This window comes from Pseudoalteromonas sp. Scap06 (assembly GCF_013394165.1).
Lineage (GTDB): Bacteria > Pseudomonadota > Gammaproteobacteria > Enterobacterales > Alteromonadaceae > Pseudoalteromonas.
In genome coordinates, this window is record NZ_CP041330.1 from 1752987 (window position 1) to 1771842 (window position 18856).

Genomic DNA, 18856 nt, shown 5'->3' on the forward strand with positions numbered 1-18856 from the left:
AATACACAATATTAAGCAGGATAAAACAATTCTGAACTGGCTTTATCGGCCACTTTAGAGGATAACGACGCAGCAACGGCTTCATCTGAATAGTCTTCCGCCGTTTCAGGGTTCATACCCAGCTTTTTAATTAATTGCATATCGGCATCTGCTTCTGGGTTTTCGGTAGTCAGGAGTTTATCACCATAAAAAATGGAATTAGCACCGGCAAAAAAACACATCGATTGCATTTGCTCATTCATTGCGCTGCGCCCTGCCGATAAACGTACATAGCTATGCGGCATCATAATACGCGCGGTGGCAATAGTACGAATAAACTCAAACTGATCTAAGTCGTCTACGTTTTCAAGCGGTGTCCCTTTTACTTTTACTAGCATATTAATAGGGACGCTTTCTGGTTGCTGCGGTAAATTAGCCAATTGCATTAATAACCCATAACGATCGCTGGGTTGCTCACCCATACCGACAATACCGCCAGAACAAACTTTCATACCGGCATCACGCACATGATCAATAGTGTTTAGTCTGTCTGCAAAGGTACGGGTAGATATAATTTGTTCGTAGTATTCAGGTGAGGTATCTAAATTATGATTATAGTAGTCAAGCCCTGCATCACTCAATGCATGGGCTTTTTCATTGGTAAGCTTACCTAGGGTCATACAGGTTTCAAGGCCAAGCTCTTTTACTTCTTTAACCATTTTTGAAATGTACGGCATATCACGGTCTTTAGGATCTGACCACGCAGCGCCCATACAAAAACGGGTTGCACCCTTTTGTTTTGCAAGGCGTGCTTGCTCTACTACTTTTTCTACTTCTAGCAGGCGCTCTCGTTCTAGGTCGGTTTTATAATGACCCGACTGCGGGCAATATTTACAATCTTCAGGGCAAGCACCTGTTTTTATTGATAGTAAAGTAGAAATTTGCACCTGATTAGGATTAAAATTAGCACGGTGTACGGTCGCGGCTTTAAAAAGCAGATCGTTAAACGGCATTTCAAATAAGGCTTTAACCTCGCTATGGGTCCAATCGTGGCGAACTGTTGCAAGCTCCATAATACTCTCTTTTATTTTTTGCTCTTGGTGTTATTGGCTTAGAATACGTATTGCCGTACCATTGTCAACGAAGCTAACTTAATTAAAGTTTACATATGAACACAAAACACACAATAGACCTTGATTTTGACCGAAATCACATTTGGCACCCTTATACATCAATGACTCAACCAATTCCGGTTTATCCTGTTACACACGCCAATCACGACCTTATACACCTAGAAACAGGCGAGAAACTCATTGACGGTATGGCCTCTTGGTGGAGCGCAATACATGGCTACAATCATCCCGTTTTAAATAATGCGATGACAGAGCAAATCAATAAAATGAGCCATGTAATGTTTGGCGGCATTACCCATTACAGCGCAGTGGAGCTTTGTAAAAAGCTAGTAGCAATAACGCCCGAGCATTTAAATAAAGTATTTTTAGCCGACAGCGGCTCGGTAAGTGTTGAAGTAGCGATTAAAATGGCGCTGCAGTATTGGTTAAGCCAAGGCATTAATACTAAACAAAAGTTAATGACTCCGTTTAAGGGCTATCATGGCGATACCTTTGCGGCCATGAGTGTGTGCGATCCGGTTAATTCTATGCATAGCTTGTACTCTGGCTTTTTACCTGAGCATGTATTTGTACCTGCACCTGTTAGCCAATTTCATGACGAGTTTAATCAAGCCGAGGCGGATGAACTAGAACACTATTTTTTAAAACACCACCAGCATGTTGCCGCCTTTATTATTGAACCCATAGTACAAAACGCAGGAGGAATGAACTTTTATCACCCTGAATATTTAGCCTGTGTGCGCAAGTTATGTACTCAATACGATGTATTGCTCATTTGTGATGAAATTGCCACAGGCTTTGGCCGTACAGGTAAAATGTTTGCTGTAGAGCACGCCAATGTACAGCCAGATATACTTTGTATTGGCAAGGCACTCACCGGCGGCACCATGACCTTATCAGCCACGTTAACGACCGATAAAATAGCGATAGGCATTAGCGAAGGTGAAGCCGGTGTTTTGATGCACGGACCTACATTTATGGGCAATCCACTCGCCTGCGCTGTGGCATGTGCCAGTATAGACTTATTGCTTGAACAAGATTGGCAAAAACGAATTTGTGAAGTAAACCAAGCACTTCAACAATTACATCAGTGTGGCTCACTTACTGATGTAGCTAATGTGCGCACTTTAGGTGCAATTGGCGTGGTAGAGCTGACAGATGAGGCAGGAATAGTAGATGTAGCTAAAATACAGGCTTATTTTGTTAGCCAAGGAGTGTGGATACGCCCATTTGGTAAGTTAATTTACTTAATGCCACCGTATATAAGTGACGATGCCAGTATTAAACAGCTTTGCGATGCTATATATAACGCCATAAAGGGTAAACATTACGTATAGATGGTTAATTATTTTAGCCACTAAAGTTAAAATTAAATTGATATTTCTATTTAGTTATTATTCCTCTGTAAAGTTTAGTAAATTTAACCCTTTGGCTTGATTTAGTGTGTTGATCTAAGGGATGTTTAGGGATATGATAATGACTATCATTTACAATAACATTTATGGACTCACTTGCTATGAAAATATTACTTAAGCCTGCCAAGACATTAAGTGCAACTTTTTTACTCGCTTCTGCGATTTTTGCACAACCGGCACTTGCTAACGGCCCAATTGGTGAGCATGTTAATCACCTTCAAGCTAATTTAAAAACCTACAACGAAGACGTTGAGTGGATGGTTTCAAAGGTTGATACCCTAGTAAGCGATTACGAGAAAAAAGGCGCTAAAGCAGTTAACACTGATGACTTAATTGAGTACTGGGAATCGGTTAAATTTCACAGCGCTATAGAAACAAATTACGTTCCTGTGTATGCCTCTATATGGCAAGGTTTGTATGGCATAAAAATGGCTATTGATAACAAAAAGCCAGCCTCAGAAGTACGTTTGCAGCAACAAGCAATGAACAATGCTTTATGGCAAGGCCTAGGCGCAGTTAAGTTAGCGGCTCAGTTTCAACAAAAAGGGTTATTAAAAAGCGTTAAAGCCACAGCAACAAAAGAAATGACGCAAAGCGCGACCATTGACGAAATTAAACACAAATTAGACCGAGTGGTTGCTAAATACGCAGAACGTTTAAGCGATGAAGCAACCAGCATAGTTCACGATACTTACTTGCATTTATTTGAAGGCGTTGAAGGCACACTCATTGAGCAAGACGCTAACTTAGTAGAAGTACTTGAAAAAGACTTTAACGTAACCCTACCGCAGGCTATTTCAGCTAATAAAACAGTAGACCAAGTACGTGACGTAGTTGTTGATATGCAAACTAAGTTAACTCGTGCACAAACGCTAATTGAAAAAGCAGAAAAGTCACGTAAGGATGTATTTTAAGTGGAACGCAGAACCTTTATTCAAGGCTTAGCTGCGTTAGGGATAGCTGGCGCTTTGCCGCTATCGCTTTCACACGCGTTTGCCGCTGATATTGCCAACCCCGTGTCGGTAGATACATTACCTAAACTAAAAGGCGCACTCACCCTTTATTTGGGACGTGGTGAAGGTGGCTTATACGAAAACGTTTTACAAGCCATTCAAAAAAAGAACCCGGATTTAGACCTAGCTATTCGACGCGGCCCAACTGCAGCTTTGGCTAATACGATTGTTGCCGAAGCTAAAGCGGGTGTTAAACGTGCAGACTTATTTTGGGCTGTCGATTCGGGCGCTATTGGTTTAGTAACCGATGCAGGGCTTGCTAAACCTATGCCTAGTGATTTATCTGCACAACTACAACCACAGTTTAGATATGATGAGTGGGCACCTGTAACTGGTCGTATACGTACTTTGCCATTTAATACTGAGCGTTTAACCAAAGAGCAAATTCCAACAAGCATTATGGAAATAGCCGACAGTGATTTAAGTATTGGTTGGGCACCCGCTTATGCTTCTTTTCAATCGTTTGTTACCGCTATGCGAATTTTAGAAGGCGATGATAAAACTGCTAAATGGCTTAAAAAAGTGCAAAAACGCTCAAAAACTTACGCTGGCGAACTCGGTGTAGTAATGGGCGTTGAACGTGGTGAAGTAGATATTGGTTTTGCTAATCACTACTACACGTTACGTTTGAAGTCTGGTAAGCCCGACGCTAAACTCGATCTTGCATTTACAGAGCAAGATGCCGGTTGTTTAGTGAATGCCTCCGGTATTTTATCGCTATCTGACGACCCACTAGCAACTAACTTTATGCGCTATTTACTCAGCGTTGAAGTACAGAGTTATTTAGCGAGCGAAGCGTATGAAATTCCGCTAGTAAATGACATAAAGCAACCTGATGGCTTGCCTAAATTAACCAGTATTTCGCCACCTAAAATAGACTTAACCCAGTTGGCTGACTTACGTCCAACTATTGACTTAATGCGCAGCAGCGGCGTTTTATAATGCGAATACCACCATCTTATCCTATGGCGCTGCTTGCAGCGCTTGTTACCCTTACCCCTATTTTTGTTTTAATAACGCTTGCCAGTGACGCAAGCTCTTTTTTTGATAGCCATAATTTAACCATTTTAGGAAATACCCTGTCGTTAATGGGCTTAACTGTATTAGGCTCAATTTTAATTGGTGTGCCACTGGCGTTTATTAGCGCTTATGTGCAGCTGCCATTTAAAAAGTTTTGGTTAGTAGTATTTGCCGCCCCTTTAGCTATACCAAGTTATATTGGTGCATTTACGCTTTATGCTGCATTTGGCCCTGGTGGTGAAATACATAACTTACTTGGTTTTGAAACCCCTTCTATGTATGGCTTAACTGGCGCCGCCATTGTAATGACCCTATATACCTTCCCGTTTGTAATGATGACAACCCGCTCCTCCCTACTTAGCTTAGATGCGAGCATGGTCAATGCAGCGCGTACATTGGGGATGTCGATGACACAAAGCGTGTTTAAAGTTATTTTGCCCCGTGTTGTAAATGGTATTGCTGCGGGCTCGTTACTCGTTGCCTTATATACGCTATCAGACTTTGGTACACCGGCAATAATGCGTCTAGATACCTTCACTCGCGTTATTTATGTAGAATATAACGCCTTTGAACTGAGCCGTGCGGCTATGCTGTCTATGCAGTTAATGGTGATTGTTGGCTTTTTACTAATGATTGAATCGCAAATTAAAACTGCGTCTGAACGCCAAGGCCGGCCCCTTATTTTATTCCCAAAAAAATGGCAATTAGGCGCGATGTTTGCCACCTTTGCACCAATTTTATTACTTGCTATTGGCTTACCACTCGCAGTATTTACACTTTGGCTAATGCGTGATGGTTTTAGTTCGTTTGATTTTAGTATTGCTTGGCACTCTACTTACGCTTCAGCCATTGCAGCTATTGTTACAGTTATTGTGGCTATTCCTGTAGCGCATGCAGCATTAACTGGAAAAGCAGGTAAAGTAATGGAACGCGTTACTTACTTTGGTTTTGGTATTCCGGGGATTGTTATGGGCACAGCGCTTGTATATGGCGGCTTACAACTGCCATTTTTATATCAAACACTGGGCTTGTTGATCATTGCTTATATGCTACGTTTTTTACCGCTTGCGGTTGGCTCTGTGCGTACCAGCACCGAGCACCTTGATCCAAGCTTAGTAAAATCAGCCCGTGTGTTAGGCGCAAGCCCACGTGAAGCTTTCACACGTATTACTTTACCACTGACTATGCGTGGTATTATTGCAGGGGCCGCTTTAGTCTTTTTAGAGTCGATGCGTGAATTAGAAGCCACACTATTATTGGGTCCAACTGGTTTTGAAACCTTATCTACGTATTTATGGCGTGTTTACGAAGCTGGTTATTTTGGCCGCGCAGCAATACCTGGTTTATTGTTAGTGGTGATTTCGGCGGCGGCTTTAGCTATTATGATGTCTGGCGAGAAACGCAACCAGTTTGAACATTAAGGATTTTATATAAATGCTATCTGTAAGTAAGTTGTCTATAGATTATGGCAGTAATCGTGTTGTTAGTGACTTAAATTTCACTTTAGGTGAAAGCGAAATTTTAATGCTTGTTGGTCCAACAGGTTGTGGTAAAAGTACTATTTTACAAGCCCTAGCTGGGCTTTTACCAATTAGCGAGGGTGAAATTAAAGTTGCTAAATGGACTGCTACACCAAAGTATACTGTAGCCCCTGAAAAACGCAGTGTGGGTATGGTGTTTCAAGACTTTGCGCTGTTTCCCCATTTAACGGTTGAGCAAAATGTGTGTTTTAAACTAAAAGACACAAACCCTGCTGATCATTGGATAAAGCTACTCGGTTTAGATGCGTTTAGACATAAAAAACCAGCGACACTTTCAGGGGGGCAAAAACAGCGTGTTGCATTAGCGCGCACCCTAGCCCACCAGCCAGACTTTGTATTACTTGATGAGCCACTATCAAACTTAGACGCGGCTTTAAAAGACATGCTACGTTGGGACATACGTAATGCGCTTAAAGAAGCCGGCGTACCCGCTATTTGGGTAACGCACGATCAAGAAGAAGCACTTTCGGTGGGCGATCGCGTGGGTGTACTAAAAGGCGGAAAAATACAGCAAATTGATAGCCCAGAGCAATGCTTTAGTGCACCCAACAATCGCTTTGTGGCACGCTTTCTAGGTGAAGCTAGTTTTATAAAAGGAACGCTGAATAACGGCCAAGCACTTACCGATATTGGTAATGTTCCCGCTCATGGTGTTGACTGTGAAAACGGTGAGGTAGAGGTGTTACTTCGTCCAGATGATGTATTATTAGTACAAAGCAGTGTAGGAAATAATGGCGAAGTAATTTGGGTTCGCTTTGAAGGCGGCAGCAGATTATGCGCCATAAAACTAGCCTGTGGTACTGTGGTTACAAGTCGCGTGAGTCATGAAGTAGTGGTAAATCCTGGTGATAACGTACATGTATCGCTTAGTACCTCTCATCCACTGGCGGCATTTAAAAGCTAGCGCTTTATATATTCTACTTTGGAGGAAACTATGAACGGACCAAATCCAAACAATCCATCACCTATGGAAGGGTTTCCTCAAGTATGTTATTTAAAAGACTTTATCACCTCTGCGAATATAGAGGTTGGTGATTATACCTATTACGACGACCCTGATGGCCCTGAAAACTTTGAAAAAAATGTACTTTACCATTTCGATTTTATCGGGGACCGTCTTATCATAGGTAAGTTTTGTGCGATAGCTAAAGACGTTACTTTTATAATGAATGGGGCTAATCATCAAACCTCCGGCTTTTCTACCTATCCATTTTTTATATTTGGCAATGGCTGGGAAAAATCTGCACCTCAACAAGGTGATTTACCTTTTAAAGGTGATACTGAAATAGGTAATGATGTGTGGATAGGTTACAACGCTACTATTATGCCTGGGGTCAAAGTTGCTGATGGTGCCATTATAGCAAGTAAATCTGTGGTAACGTCTGATGTGCCCGCCTATAGCATTGTTGGCGGTAACCCTGCAAAATTGATAAAAAAGCGTTTTGATGATGCGACAATTAATAAACTTTTAGCAATTGCATGGTGGGACTGGAGCAGTGAAAAAATCACCGCTCATTTAGATGCCATTACACACTCTGATATAGACGTATTAGCTAAAATTTAATAATTACCACTCAAACATGTAGGCCATTTTACTAATGGTTTTTAACGGTATGTTATGGCTATTGCGTTTAGCGTATAAGTGTTGCATTGATTTATCTTTCACTTCGCCAACAATCACTTCTTTTACCTGGTAGCCTAAAGCAATGGCTGCTTGTGAATAGGCAATAAATTCCCACTTTTTGATATTGGTGTTATCCACTATTACCAGTTCAATGCCTTGTGCTAAGGCATTAATAAAACGGGCCAAGTTTAAATTATGATATTGCGATAATTTAAACTTATCAAAATGGTACTCACCCTGCTCGTTAACAAAGTAATCATCTGTTGAGCAAATAAAATATTGGCTTTCATCTGCTCCGGAAAGTTCCTCGGCGAGATTTTGCGCATAATATGACTTACCACTGCCTGGTAGCCCTCGTAAAATAAAAACTTGTTTCATAGCATCCATTTTTTATTAATACGTCACTTCGGTTTATTTAGTAATAATGCCACAAATTGATGAAATTTCAGAGCAACAAATGGTAATAGTGGTTATTTAACTGCAAAAATTGGTTAAAAAAACAACGTACCACTAAAAACTTTTAAAGAGTTGCCCACAACAGTTTTTTTATTTTACTTTACTAGGTATTATACAAGGTTCAAGTGCAGTGACCTCAAATGCTAAAAAGCATGAGTAACGCACAGTTAATTTATATAGTTAGGCAACTTATATCATTGGAGTGAAGATGAGCCATTTAGCGATTTCAGAGCTATTAAAAGGCAATGTTGCGGTAGACAGCCAAGTAACCATTAAAGGCTGGATCCGTACACGCCGCGATTCAAAAGCAGGAATATCATTTTTAGCCGTTCATGACGGTTCGTGTTTTGATCCTATTCAAGCGGTAGTTCCTAATTCACTGAATAATTATGATGAAGTTACAAGCTTAACAGCAGGCTGTTCTGTGTCGGTTACCGGTGTATTAGTACAATCAGCAGGACAAGGTCAATCTTTCGAAATTCAAGCTAACTCAGTGACTGTGTTGGGTTGGGTTGAAAACCCAGACACCTACCCAATGTCGGCTAAACGCCACAGCATTGAGTATTTACGCGAACACGCTCACCTTCGCCCTCGCACTAATATGATTGGCGCAGTAACACGTGTCCGTAACTGTTTAGCACAAGCAATCCACCGCTTTTACCATGAGCAAGGGTTTTACTGGATCAGCACGCCAATTATTACTGCAAGTGACTGTGAAGGCGCAGGTGAGATGTTCCGCGTATCAACGCTTGATATGCAAAATCTGCCAATGACAGACAAAGGCGAGATTGATTACAGCGAAGACTTTTTTGGTAAAGAAGCCTTTCTAACGGTATCTGGCCAACTTAATGGTGAAACGTACGCTTCAGCAATGTCAAAAATTTACACCTTTGGCCCAACGTTCCGTGCAGAAAACTCTAATACTTCACGCCACCTTGCTGAATTTTGGATGGTAGAGCCAGAAGTTGCGTTTGCTGATTTAGAAGACATCGCAAAACTGGCTGAAAACATGCTTAAGTACGTGTTTAAAGCCGTATTGGAAGAACGCCGTGACGACATGGAATTTTTCGCATTACGTGTTGAAAAAACAGCCATTAGCCGTTTAGAAGAATTTGTTGAAAAAGACTTTGCCCAAGTTGACTACACCGACGCTGTAGAGATTTTAAAAGCGTGTGGCAAGAAATTTGAGTACGACGTTGAATGGGGTGTAGATTTACAGTCTGAGCACGAGCGCTACCTAGCTGAAGAACACTTTAAAGCACCGGTTGTTATTAAAAACTACCCGCGTGATATTAAAGCATTCTACATGCGCCAAAACGAAGACGGCAAAACTGTTGCTGCTATGGACGTAGTAGCACCAGGTATTGGTGAGATCATTGGTGGTTCACAACGTGAAGAGCGTCTTGATGTATTAGATGCACGCCTTGAAGAGATGGGCTTAAACAAAGAAGACTACAGCTGGTACCGCGATCTACGTAAATACGGTAGCGTGCCACACTCTGGCTTTGGTTTAGGGTTTGAGCGCTTAGTTGCTTATGTTACCGGTATGGGTAACGTACGTGATGTAATTGCGTTCCCACGTACTAAAGGCAGCGCAACTTACTAAGCTAAGCTTTGTAACGTTAAATAAAAAAACCAACCCGCGGGTTGGTTTTTTATTGTCTGATATATTAATTTGCATAAATACTTGAACAATTTGCCTCCCGCTTAGGGAAGCAAATTGTTATAAATACTAAATCTTTATAAATATTTTTCGTTTATAAAGCATATTCGAAATTACCCAAAAGCCAATAACATGCAATAAAGCAAAGGTGAACGATGCCAATTTAGCGCTCATAACTAAGGCGAGTTGCTGATACATCCAATCCCCTAAGTTTAGCTCTCCAATATTAATCAGTGAATAGCTCAGTACCCACACAGCCGATAATACATATATAAACAGTGGGTTTGATCCATACACAATTAATGGATTAACAAGACGCTCAGGTTTAACAATGTCACAAAGCCAAACAAAAAATGCCAACACAAAACAAGCAATCCCGGATGTGTAAATAACAAAGCTACTGGTCCAAAGTGATTTATTAATTGGCATAACCATTGAGGTTAATTGCCCGATAACAACTGCAACTACACCAATAACTAATAAACGCTTAATGCTTGTCCACTGGCTACTTGTGCTCGTTAACAGGCGGGTCACTTCAAAACCAAACAAGACACTCACCACAGAGGGTAACGTACTGATCAGCCCTTCTGGATCAAATGCTAGCCCTTTGCCTTGCCATAAATGCGACTCACCTAGTACGGCAATATCAACCGCTCTAACTAGGTTATGTTCGAGTGTATAAGCGTTTTCAGCGCCAACGCTTAACAGTAATAACCAATAAGCAACTAAGATAATAACCGATAGCGTTAACACCCCTCGCCTATTTAAAAACAACACACAGATAGACGCTAAAATATAGGCTATCCCTATACGTTGCAGTACACCTAATATTCTCAAGTTTTCAATATTGGTAGTAAAGGGATAAATATTTAAAGCTAGACCAATGGCAAATATAATTGCTCCACGTTTAACTAGTCTTAATACTTGGCTAGCACTGGCTGCACTGTTCGTTTTTTTGAACGAAAAAAACATCGCAGAGCCAATAATAAACATAAAAAACGGAAAAATTACATCTGTAGGGGTACAGCCATGCCAATCTGCATGAAGTAAAGGGGCATACACATGGGACCACGATCCCGGAGTGTTTACCAGTATCATTAACGCTATGGTTAGCCCACGCATAGCATCAAGTGCTTTATACCTTGTCATTTTGGCTCCTATTTAATAATTTGTATTTCTACAAATGACAACGCTGTCACTTTGTAGTAAAAAAACTTAAATCGCAAGTAATTTAGATAAGTGGAGTTGTTGAATTAAAAAAGCCGCAGAATCAATAATGAAACGGCGGCTTTAAATCAGAATTTGTTACTTTAGGAGCGGTTTATTGCTTTCCTTTATAGTGCTTGCTCTAACTGTGGTAAAACATCAAATAAGTCAGCAACTAAACCGTAATCAGCTACTTGGAATATTGGCGCATCAGGGTCTTTATTAATGGCAACAATAACTTTTGAATCTTTCATACCTGCAAGATGCTGAATGGCACCACTAATACCCACAGCAATATATAAATTAGGCGCGACAATTTTACCTGTTTGCCCTACTTGCATATCGTTAGGCACAAAGCCCGCGTCAACCGCTGCACGTGATGCACCAATAGCGGCACCGAGTTTATCGGCAATGCCATTTAATAATGCAAAATTTTCACCATTTTGCATACCACGACCACCCGAAATAACCACATCTGCAGCCGTTAGCTCTGGACGCTCTGATTCAGTTTGTTCAACACTAACAAAACTGCTTAACTGTGAATCAGAGACTGCATCTACAGCGGTTACATTAGCTGGAGCTTGCTCGCCTTGTAAATCAAAGCTACTTGCACGTACTGTGATCACTTTTTTACTATCGAGCGATTTAACCGTTGCAATAGCATTACCCGCGTAAATTGGACGTTTAAATGTATCAGCGTCAATTACATCAATAATTTCTGAAATTTGCGCTACATCTAATAATGCGGCAACACGCGGCATAAAGTTTTTACCTGTAGTAGTTGCACTTGCCATAATATGGCTGTAACTATCTGCAAGTGATAACACTAGATCTGTCATGCTTTCAGCAATTTGATGCTCATAAACTGCATTATCAGCAAGTAAAACATTCGCAACACCCTCAATGCTCGCGAGTGACTCACTCATGGCGCCAAGGTTTATGCCTGCTAATAATACATCTACGTCAAAGCCTAATTTTTTAGCGGCATTAATCGTTTTTGAGGTTTCTGGTTTTAAGGCACCGTTATCGTGCTCTGCAATTACAAGAGTTTTCATTTAAATCACCTTTGCCTCTGTTTTAAGTTTTTCTACAAGCTGTGCAACATCTTCAACAATAATCCCGCCGCTACGTTTTGCTGGCTCTTCTACACTGACCAATTCAATACGCGGGGCTAAATCTACACCTAGCGAATCAGCCGCAATAACTTCTAACGGTTTGCGTTTGGCTTTCATAATATTAGGTAGCGACGCATAACGTGGCTCATTCAAACGTAAATCTGTGGTGACTATTGCGGGTAAATTAAGTGCAACGGTTTGTAAACCGCCATCGACTTCACGAGTGACATTTACTTTGTCATTTTCAATAACCACTTTAGAAGCAAACGTACCTTGACCACGGTTAGTCAGCGCCGCTAGCATTTGACCTGTTTGATTATTATCAGAATCGATTGACTGTTTTCCTAAAATAACCAGTTCAGGCGATTCTTGTTCAACTACTTTGGCAAGCAATTTTGCTATATGTAAAGACTCTAAGTTTTCTTCTGTTTCAACATGAATCGCTTTATCTGCGCCCAAAGCCAGTGCTGTGCGTAATTGTTCTTGAGATGCTTTAGCGCCAATAGTAACAACAACTACTTCAGTTGCAGTACCCGCTTCTTTTAAACGAATCGCTTCTTCTACAGCAATTTCACAAAATGGGTTCATGGCCATTTTAACGTTAGTTAAATCAACACCGCTGTTGTCAGGTTTAACGCGAGCTTTTACGTTGTAGTCGATCACTCTTTTTATTGGTACGAGAACTTTCATAGGGACTCCATAATTATTTAAACCTATAAGCTAACGTCTACGTCAACCTATTTATTTTATGAAATCAGACTACTTCCTGTTGACGTAAACGTCAACCTAAAATAACCTTAAACTATTCACAACCTGTAACGATTAATTTGCATAACAAAGAAACAGGTTGCTTAGCTTACTTTTTGCCAAATAATGCAAAGGTGAGTCCGTCATAGATAAAGAGGTTATTATGATTGAACGCGAAACCATGGAATTTGATGTTGTAGTTGTAGGGGCAGGTCCAGCGGGGCTTTCAACAGCAATTAAACTCGCGCAGCAAGCACAAGAAAAACAACAAGAGTGCATGATATGTGTAGTTGAAAAAGGCTCAGAAGTTGGTGCACATGTATTATCAGGTGCCGTTTTTGAAACCAAAGCACTTGACGAATTACTGCCAAATTGGCAGGAACTCGGCGCTCCTGTTTCGACTAAAGTGGTAAATGATGAGATTTACTGGTTTAACAACGAACATAAAGCAACCTCAATTCCTCACTTTGCTACACCAAATACATTTCATAACAAGGGTAACTACATTGTTTCTATGGGTAATGTATGTCGCTGGTTAGCAGAGCAAGCAGAAAACCTTGGAGTAGAAATATTTCCAGGCTTTAGTGCGCATTCAGTCATTATTGAAGATGATGTTGTAAAAGGCATCATTACTGGCGATATGGGTGTAGATAAAAATGGCAATGAAAAAGACGGTTACATGCCAGGTATGGAGCTACGCGCTAAGTACACAGTATTTGCTGAGGGCTGTCGCGGTCATCTAGGTAAGCAACTGATCAATCAGTTTGCTTTAGACGATGAAAGTTCACCACAGCATTATGGTTTAGGTTTTAAAGAAATTTGGCAAGTTGATGAATCTAAACATCAATTGGGTAAAGTTGTACACGGAACTGGTTGGCCATTAAGCGGTGACACTGGCGGTGGCGCCTTTATGTATCACAGCGAAAACAACCAAGTGGTTGTGGGGTTAATTGTTGATTTAAATTACTCTAACCCACACTTAAGCCCGTTTGATGAATTTCAACGATTAAAACATCACCCTATTTTCAAAAATACGCTTGAAGGTGGAGAACGCATTGCTTACGGTGCACGTGCTATTGCAAAAGGCGGTTTACATTCATTACCAAAAATGCATTTCCCAGGTGGTTTATTAGTAGGTTGTGACGCTGGCACGCTTAATTTTGCAAAAATTAAAGGCAATCATACGGCTATGAAATCAGGCATGATAGCCGCTGAAGTTATTTTTAATGCGCTACAAAACGATTTAGCTAATAATGATTTAACCCAGTACACCGCTGAGTTTAAAAAGTCATGGGCGTATAAAGAGCTGTATCAGTCTCGTAATTTTGGCCCTGCTATGCATACCTTAGGTAAATTTGCAGGCGGCGCATATAACACGCTTGATCAAAATATATTTAAGGGTGCCCTACCGTTTAGCTTTAAAGATAACGTACCTGACCATGCAACTTTAAAAGACGCTAACCAAGCTGAAAAAATTAACTACCCTAAGCCTGATGGCAAACTCAGTTTTGATAAGCTTTCTTCGGTATTTTTATCTAATACTAATCATGAAGAATCGCAGCCGTGTCACTTAAAACTAAAAGATGCATCAATTCCGATTAACGTTAACTTAGTTAAATTTGACGAGCCAGCACAGCGCTACTGCCCTGCCGGCGTTTACGAAGTACAAGAAGTAGAAGGCGAGCAATCCTTTGTGATCAACGCGCAAAACTGTGTGCATTGTAAAACCTGTGATATTAAAGATCCGAGCCAAAATATTACCTGGGTAACTCCCGAAGGTGCTGGTGGCCCTAACTATCCCAATATGTAACAACCTTTCTATAGAAATTATAAACTTATCCTAAATTGCAGGGGCTTCGGCCCCTTTTTTGCGCTATGCTGTTAAGTAATATGAATGAATGAGAGTGTGTTATGGCGTCGTCGAGTGTAATTTTTCGTTTTTTAGCAGAACCAACCGATGTAAATTTTGGTGGTAAGGTGCATGGCGGTGTGGTCATGAAGTGGATTGACCAAGCGGGTTATGCCTGTGCTGCGGGCTGGAGCGGCCACTACTGTGTAACGGTATCGGTTGCAGGCGTTAAGTTTAGCCGCCCTATCTTAGTTGGCCAAATTGTTGAGGTTGAAGCAAAAATTGCACACACCGGCAAAACCAGCATGCAAATTTTTATTCAAGTTCGCTGTGGCGACCCGAAAACGCAAAACCTAGTTGAAACCAATCACTGTGTTATTAGCTTTGTTGCTATGGATGAAACGGGTTACCCTGTGGCGGTACCAGAATTTAAATCGGTTACCGACGAAGACAAAAAGCTTGAGAACTACGCAATTAAAATGAAGCAAATAGCCATAGAAACAGAAAACTTATTAGATAAAGTTTAATTTAGTTGCTTTTATAGGTATGTAGAAACTACAACAACTTGTAAAAGCTACAATTTTTAATTTTTATGGATTAACTGCACGCTGAACACCTGATTGTTTTGCGTGCCAAAAAAAACAAAACAGCTCAACAAACACACATAAAGGCCAGATATTATGCGAAATAATACTTGGCACGCTCACTGCAATTAGTAAATCGACGTTTGATGAAATAATTCATCGATATTACTTTTTAAAGGAGCTATATAATGATTAAAACACTTTCTCTTTCTGCACTTGCTTTAGCAACACTGGGTTTTAATTCAGCGGCACAAGCTGATGTTACCGACATGGACTCTCCGCGTATTTACACTGGTATTGGTTATGGCCAATATTCATTTCAGTTTGAAGATAGCGAAAACGACACCGACTTTGATGACGACGCGCAAATGTTAAAAGGTTACATTGGTACCCAATTTAATGAACATTTAAGTCTTGAGGTTGCCTATCTAAATTTTGATGAAGTGAGTGATATAGACAGCAAAGCTGAAATTGATGGCGTATCGTTAGCAGCACGTTTTGCAGCGCCGATCACTGAAGACTTTTCTGTTTATGCAAAAGGTGGTTGGTTTGAATGGGATGCAGACGTTACTCAAGAACTACCGGTTGGCAGCATCAGCGCATCTCAAGATGGCGGCGACGTGTTTTACGGTGCAGGTATTGAATATGCATTTACAACCAACATGCAAGTGCGTTTAGAGTATGAGCGTTACGAATTAGAAGATGACATTGATCCAGAAATGGATGTTGCGTCAGTATCATTCCAATACATGTTTTAATAATAGCTCAATTATTAAAACGTTAGGTAAGGCTATTTTTAGCCTTACCTTTTTTATTTTACATTTAAACCTATCAGTCTAAAAATACCCCCCCCAAATTAAGCTAATGCCAGCAACGTCAATAAAAGGTAGAATAACGCTCTATTTTTTCTATAACCGAGCATTATGAGCGATTATCAAATTTCGGCTATTGGCCATATTCAATCTCCGTATAAACAAAAATTTGCCATTCCTAGGCAACCTAGATTAGTACCCGAGGCTAAAGCCAAACTGATTTTTGCCAAAGAATTTAATCGTGAAGAGTTTGTTCGCGGATTAGATGAATTTAGCCATATTTGGCTGTTATTTCGTTTTCATGAAACTGCTGATAAAGGCTATTCAGCAATGGTTCGCCCGCCGCGCCTTGGCGGTAATGAGCGTAAAGGCGTATTTGCTACTCGTGCTACTTTTCGTCCAAATGCTATTGGCATGAGTGCAGTAAAGTTAGAGGGAATTGAGTATAAAAACGGCCAGTTGGCGTTATTGCTCGCCGGTATTGATTTACTTGATGGCACACCCATCGTAGATATAAAACCTTATTTACCCTATTCAGACTCATTACCCGATGCAAGCGCTGGATTTGCCGATACGCGCCCAGAGACTCAAATGAGTGTTGAATTTAGCCAGCAAGCTTTAGAATTTATAAATAAACAAAGCCACTACCCTGAGCTACAAGCGTTTATTAGTAATGTGCTAAAACAAGATCCACGCCCTGCCTACAAAAAGCAAAAACAAGGCGTGCAAAGCTATGGTATGAATTTGTATGAATACAACATTACTTGGCAAGTGACTGATTCTCATCACCTGGTTACTCATATAGAGCTCAGTTAAGCTAACTTTAAAGCCCTGCTATGGCTATAAAATTCGATAAAAAATCACTTAGCGCTTTAGTGTCAATGCAACCGCTGGTAAACTGAGCGCCTTAATTAAAAGAACATATCACTCTATTTCGGAAAAAACATGCGTACTAGTCAATATATACTCGCTACACTTAAAGAAACGCCATCCGATGCGGAAATTGTCTCGCATCAATTAATGCTTAGAGCCGGAATGATCCGTCGCGTCGCTTCGGGTTTATACACTTGGCTTCCCTCTGGCTTACGTGTGCTAAGAAAAGTAGAAAACATAGTACGCGAAGAAATGGATAAAGCCGGCGCAATTGAAATGCTTATGCCTGTTATTCAGCCTGCTGATTTATGGGAAGAGTCTGGCCGCTGGAGTGAGTTCGGTCCTGAATTAATGCGCTTTACCGACCGTCATAATCGTGAATTTGCCATGGGCCCTACCCATGAAGAAGTGATCACCGATTTTGTTCGTAAAGAAATTAACAGCTACAAACAACTACCAATTACTTTGTACCAAGTACAAACTAAAGTACGTGACGAACGCCGCCCACGTTTTGGTGTTATGCGTGCCCGTGAATTTACTATGAAAGATGCCTACTCATTCCATTTAACCGATGAATGTTTAGATGCAACGTATCAAGTTATGCACAAAGCCTACTGTAATATTTTTGAACGTTTAGGCTTAGATTACCGTCCAGTAATTGCAGATACAGGCTCTATTGGCGGTAGTGTATCGCATGAGTTCCATGTACTTGCTGAATCTGGCGAAGACGCCATTGCTTTTAGTGATGCCAGCGACTACGCCGCTAATATTGAAAAAGCCGAAGCATTAGCGCCAACTGAAGCGCGCCCACAAGCAAGCAAAGAGTTAAAAGCATTCCCAACGCCTGATGCAAAAACAATTAATGAGCTTAAAAAACACTATGGCGTAAAACCCCATCGCGGTGTTAAAACATTAGTGGTTTATGGTACTCCTAATGAAGACGGCGTACGCGGGCTTGTTGCATTAGTACTGCGTGGCGATCATGAACTTAATGAACTCAAAGCTGAAAAGCACCCATTGGTTGATTCTCCACTTGAAATGGCAACCGAAGCAGATATTGTTGCTGCCATTGGCGCAAAACCAGGCTCTTTAGGGCCTGTTGGCTTAAACATGCCTATTATTGTTGATAGAACAGCGAATGTAATGGCTGATTTTGTAGCCGGTGCCAACAAAGATGATGAGCACTTTAGTGGCATTAACTGGGATCGCGACGTAACAAACTACGAAGTTGCTGATATCCGTAATATTGTAGAAGGCGATCCTAGCCCGTGTGGTCAAGGCACGTTGCAAATTAAACGCGGTATTGAAGTGGGTCATATTTTCCAACTAGGTACTAAGTACTCAGAAGCATTAAAAGCAGGTGTACTGAGCGAATCAGGTAAAAACCAAATAATGACTATGGGTTGTTATGGAATTGGTGTATCACGTATTGTTGCTGCAGCTATTGAGCAAAATAACGACCAATACGGTATTACATGGCCTAAAGCTATCGCGCCTTTCGATTTAGCAATTGTGCCAATGAATATGCATAAATCGCATCGTATTCCTGATATTGCTAATAACCTCTATCAAGGTTTAAAAGATGCAGGTTTGGACGTGTTATTTGATGACCGTAAAGAGCGCCCTGGTGTTATGTTTAACGACATGGAATTACTTGGTGTACCTTACACACTTGTTATTGGTGAGCGTAACCTTGATGAGAATAAGGTAGAACTTAAAAACCGTCGCACCGGTGAAAAACTTATGATAGATATTGATAGCGCGATTGAAACTATTAAAGCGCAATTTAAATCATAAATAATAATCTAATTAAAAAACCGCTGTAT

At 40.8% G+C, this 18856-nt stretch carries 17 protein-coding genes; 12 read left to right on the forward strand and 5 right to left on the reverse strand.

Annotated features, from left to right (window positions below; translation table 11 throughout):
• Positions 1-11: 11 nt before the first annotated feature.
• Positions 12-1052 carry a biotin synthase BioB gene (bioB, locus tag FLM47_RS08060; protein ID WP_010390068.1) on the reverse strand — a complete coding sequence of 347 codons (1041 nt, stop codon included), beginning with the start codon at positions 1050-1052 and terminating at the stop codon, positions 12-14.
• A 95-nt stretch (positions 1053-1147) separates the two neighbouring features.
• On the opposite strand from bioB, the gene bioA reads away from it, so the two are divergent.
• The 6 genes from bioA (at position 1148) to FLM47_RS08090 (ending at position 7665) form a co-directional block, all read left to right on the forward strand.
• Positions 1148-2449 (forward strand): adenosylmethionine--8-amino-7-oxononanoate transaminase, encoded by a 1302-nt coding sequence (gene bioA, locus FLM47_RS08065; protein ID WP_178956114.1) that lies wholly within the window; start codon positions 1148-1150, stop codon positions 2447-2449.
• A gap of 179 nt (positions 2450-2628) precedes the next feature.
• The gene (locus FLM47_RS08070) at positions 2629-3441 is read left to right on the forward strand and encodes a hypothetical protein (protein ID WP_178956115.1); all 813 of its coding nucleotides are present in this window, start codon (positions 2629-2631) and stop codon (positions 3439-3441) included.
• The gene (locus tag FLM47_RS08075; protein ID WP_178956116.1) at positions 3442-4482 is read left to right on the forward strand and encodes an ABC transporter substrate-binding protein; all 1041 of its coding nucleotides are present in this window, start codon (positions 3442-3444) and stop codon (positions 4480-4482) included.
• A complete protein-coding gene (locus tag FLM47_RS08080; RefSeq protein WP_178956117.1) occupies positions 4482-5981 on the forward strand; it encodes an iron ABC transporter permease in 1500 nt (499 codons plus the stop codon). Before FLM47_RS08075 ends, FLM47_RS08080 begins: the two co-directional genes overlap by 1 nt.
• A gap of 13 nt (positions 5982-5994) precedes the next feature.
• Complete coding sequence (locus FLM47_RS08085) at positions 5995-7005, forward strand: ABC transporter ATP-binding protein (protein ID WP_178956118.1); 1011 nt, start codon at positions 5995-5997, stop codon at positions 7003-7005.
• 30 nt (positions 7006-7035) lie between these two features.
• On the forward strand, positions 7036-7665 hold the full coding sequence (locus tag FLM47_RS08090) for a Vat family streptogramin A O-acetyltransferase (protein WP_178956119.1): 630 nt from the start codon (positions 7036-7038) through the stop codon (positions 7663-7665).
• A 3-nt stretch (positions 7666-7668) separates the two neighbouring features.
• On the opposite strand, the gene FLM47_RS08095 is transcribed toward FLM47_RS08090, so the two are convergent.
• Positions 7669-8103, reverse strand: coding sequence for an ATP-binding protein (locus FLM47_RS08095; protein ID WP_008113825.1), 435 nt, complete (start codon positions 8101-8103; stop codon positions 7669-7671).
• A 286-nt stretch (positions 8104-8389) separates the two neighbouring features.
• On the opposite strand from FLM47_RS08095, the gene asnS reads away from it, so the two are divergent.
• Positions 8390-9787 (forward strand): asparagine--tRNA ligase, encoded by a 1398-nt coding sequence (gene asnS, locus FLM47_RS08100; protein WP_008113822.1) that lies wholly within the window; start codon positions 8390-8392, stop codon positions 9785-9787.
• A 126-nt stretch (positions 9788-9913) separates the two neighbouring features.
• Here asnS and FLM47_RS08105 read toward each other — a convergent pair whose 3' ends face one another.
• The 3 genes from FLM47_RS08105 to FLM47_RS08115 all read right to left on the reverse strand — a co-directional run bounded on the left by FLM47_RS08105 (position 9914) and on the right by FLM47_RS08115 (position 12855).
• On the reverse strand, positions 9914-10993 hold the full coding sequence (locus FLM47_RS08105; RefSeq protein WP_178956120.1) for an acyltransferase family protein: 1080 nt from the start codon (positions 10991-10993) through the stop codon (positions 9914-9916).
• A gap of 185 nt (positions 10994-11178) precedes the next feature.
• Positions 11179-12105, reverse strand: a complete 927-nt coding sequence (locus FLM47_RS08110) for an electron transfer flavoprotein subunit alpha/FixB family protein (protein ID WP_178956121.1) — start codon at positions 12103-12105, stop codon at positions 11179-11181.
• Complete coding sequence (locus tag FLM47_RS08115; RefSeq protein WP_109874613.1) at positions 12106-12855, reverse strand: electron transfer flavoprotein subunit beta/FixA family protein; 750 nt, start codon at positions 12853-12855, stop codon at positions 12106-12108.
• Between the two features lie 220 nt (positions 12856-13075).
• Here FLM47_RS08115 and FLM47_RS08120 point away from each other — a divergent pair, with 220 nt between their 5' ends.
• The 5 genes from FLM47_RS08120 (at position 13076) to FLM47_RS08140 (ending at position 18827) form a co-directional block, all read left to right on the forward strand.
• The gene (locus FLM47_RS08120; RefSeq protein ID WP_109874612.1) at positions 13076-14722 is read left to right on the forward strand and encodes an electron transfer flavoprotein-ubiquinone oxidoreductase; all 1647 of its coding nucleotides are present in this window, start codon (positions 13076-13078) and stop codon (positions 14720-14722) included.
• A gap of 101 nt (positions 14723-14823) precedes the next feature.
• Positions 14824-15288: an acyl-CoA thioesterase gene (locus FLM47_RS08125; protein WP_008113812.1), complete on the forward strand. Its 465-nt coding sequence runs from the start codon at positions 14824-14826 to the stop codon at positions 15286-15288.
• Positions 15289-15533: 245 nt separating this feature from the next.
• Complete coding sequence (locus FLM47_RS08130) at positions 15534-16103, forward strand: outer membrane beta-barrel protein (RefSeq protein WP_178956122.1); 570 nt, start codon at positions 15534-15536, stop codon at positions 16101-16103.
• Between the two features lie 165 nt (positions 16104-16268).
• Complete coding sequence (gene tsaA, locus FLM47_RS08135; RefSeq protein WP_054200984.1) at positions 16269-16973, forward strand: tRNA (N6-threonylcarbamoyladenosine(37)-N6)-methyltransferase TrmO; 705 nt, start codon at positions 16269-16271, stop codon at positions 16971-16973.
• A gap of 129 nt (positions 16974-17102) precedes the next feature.
• Positions 17103-18827: a proline--tRNA ligase gene (locus FLM47_RS08140; RefSeq protein WP_178956123.1), complete on the forward strand. Its 1725-nt coding sequence runs from the start codon at positions 17103-17105 to the stop codon at positions 18825-18827.
• Positions 18828-18856 lie beyond the last annotated feature (29 nt).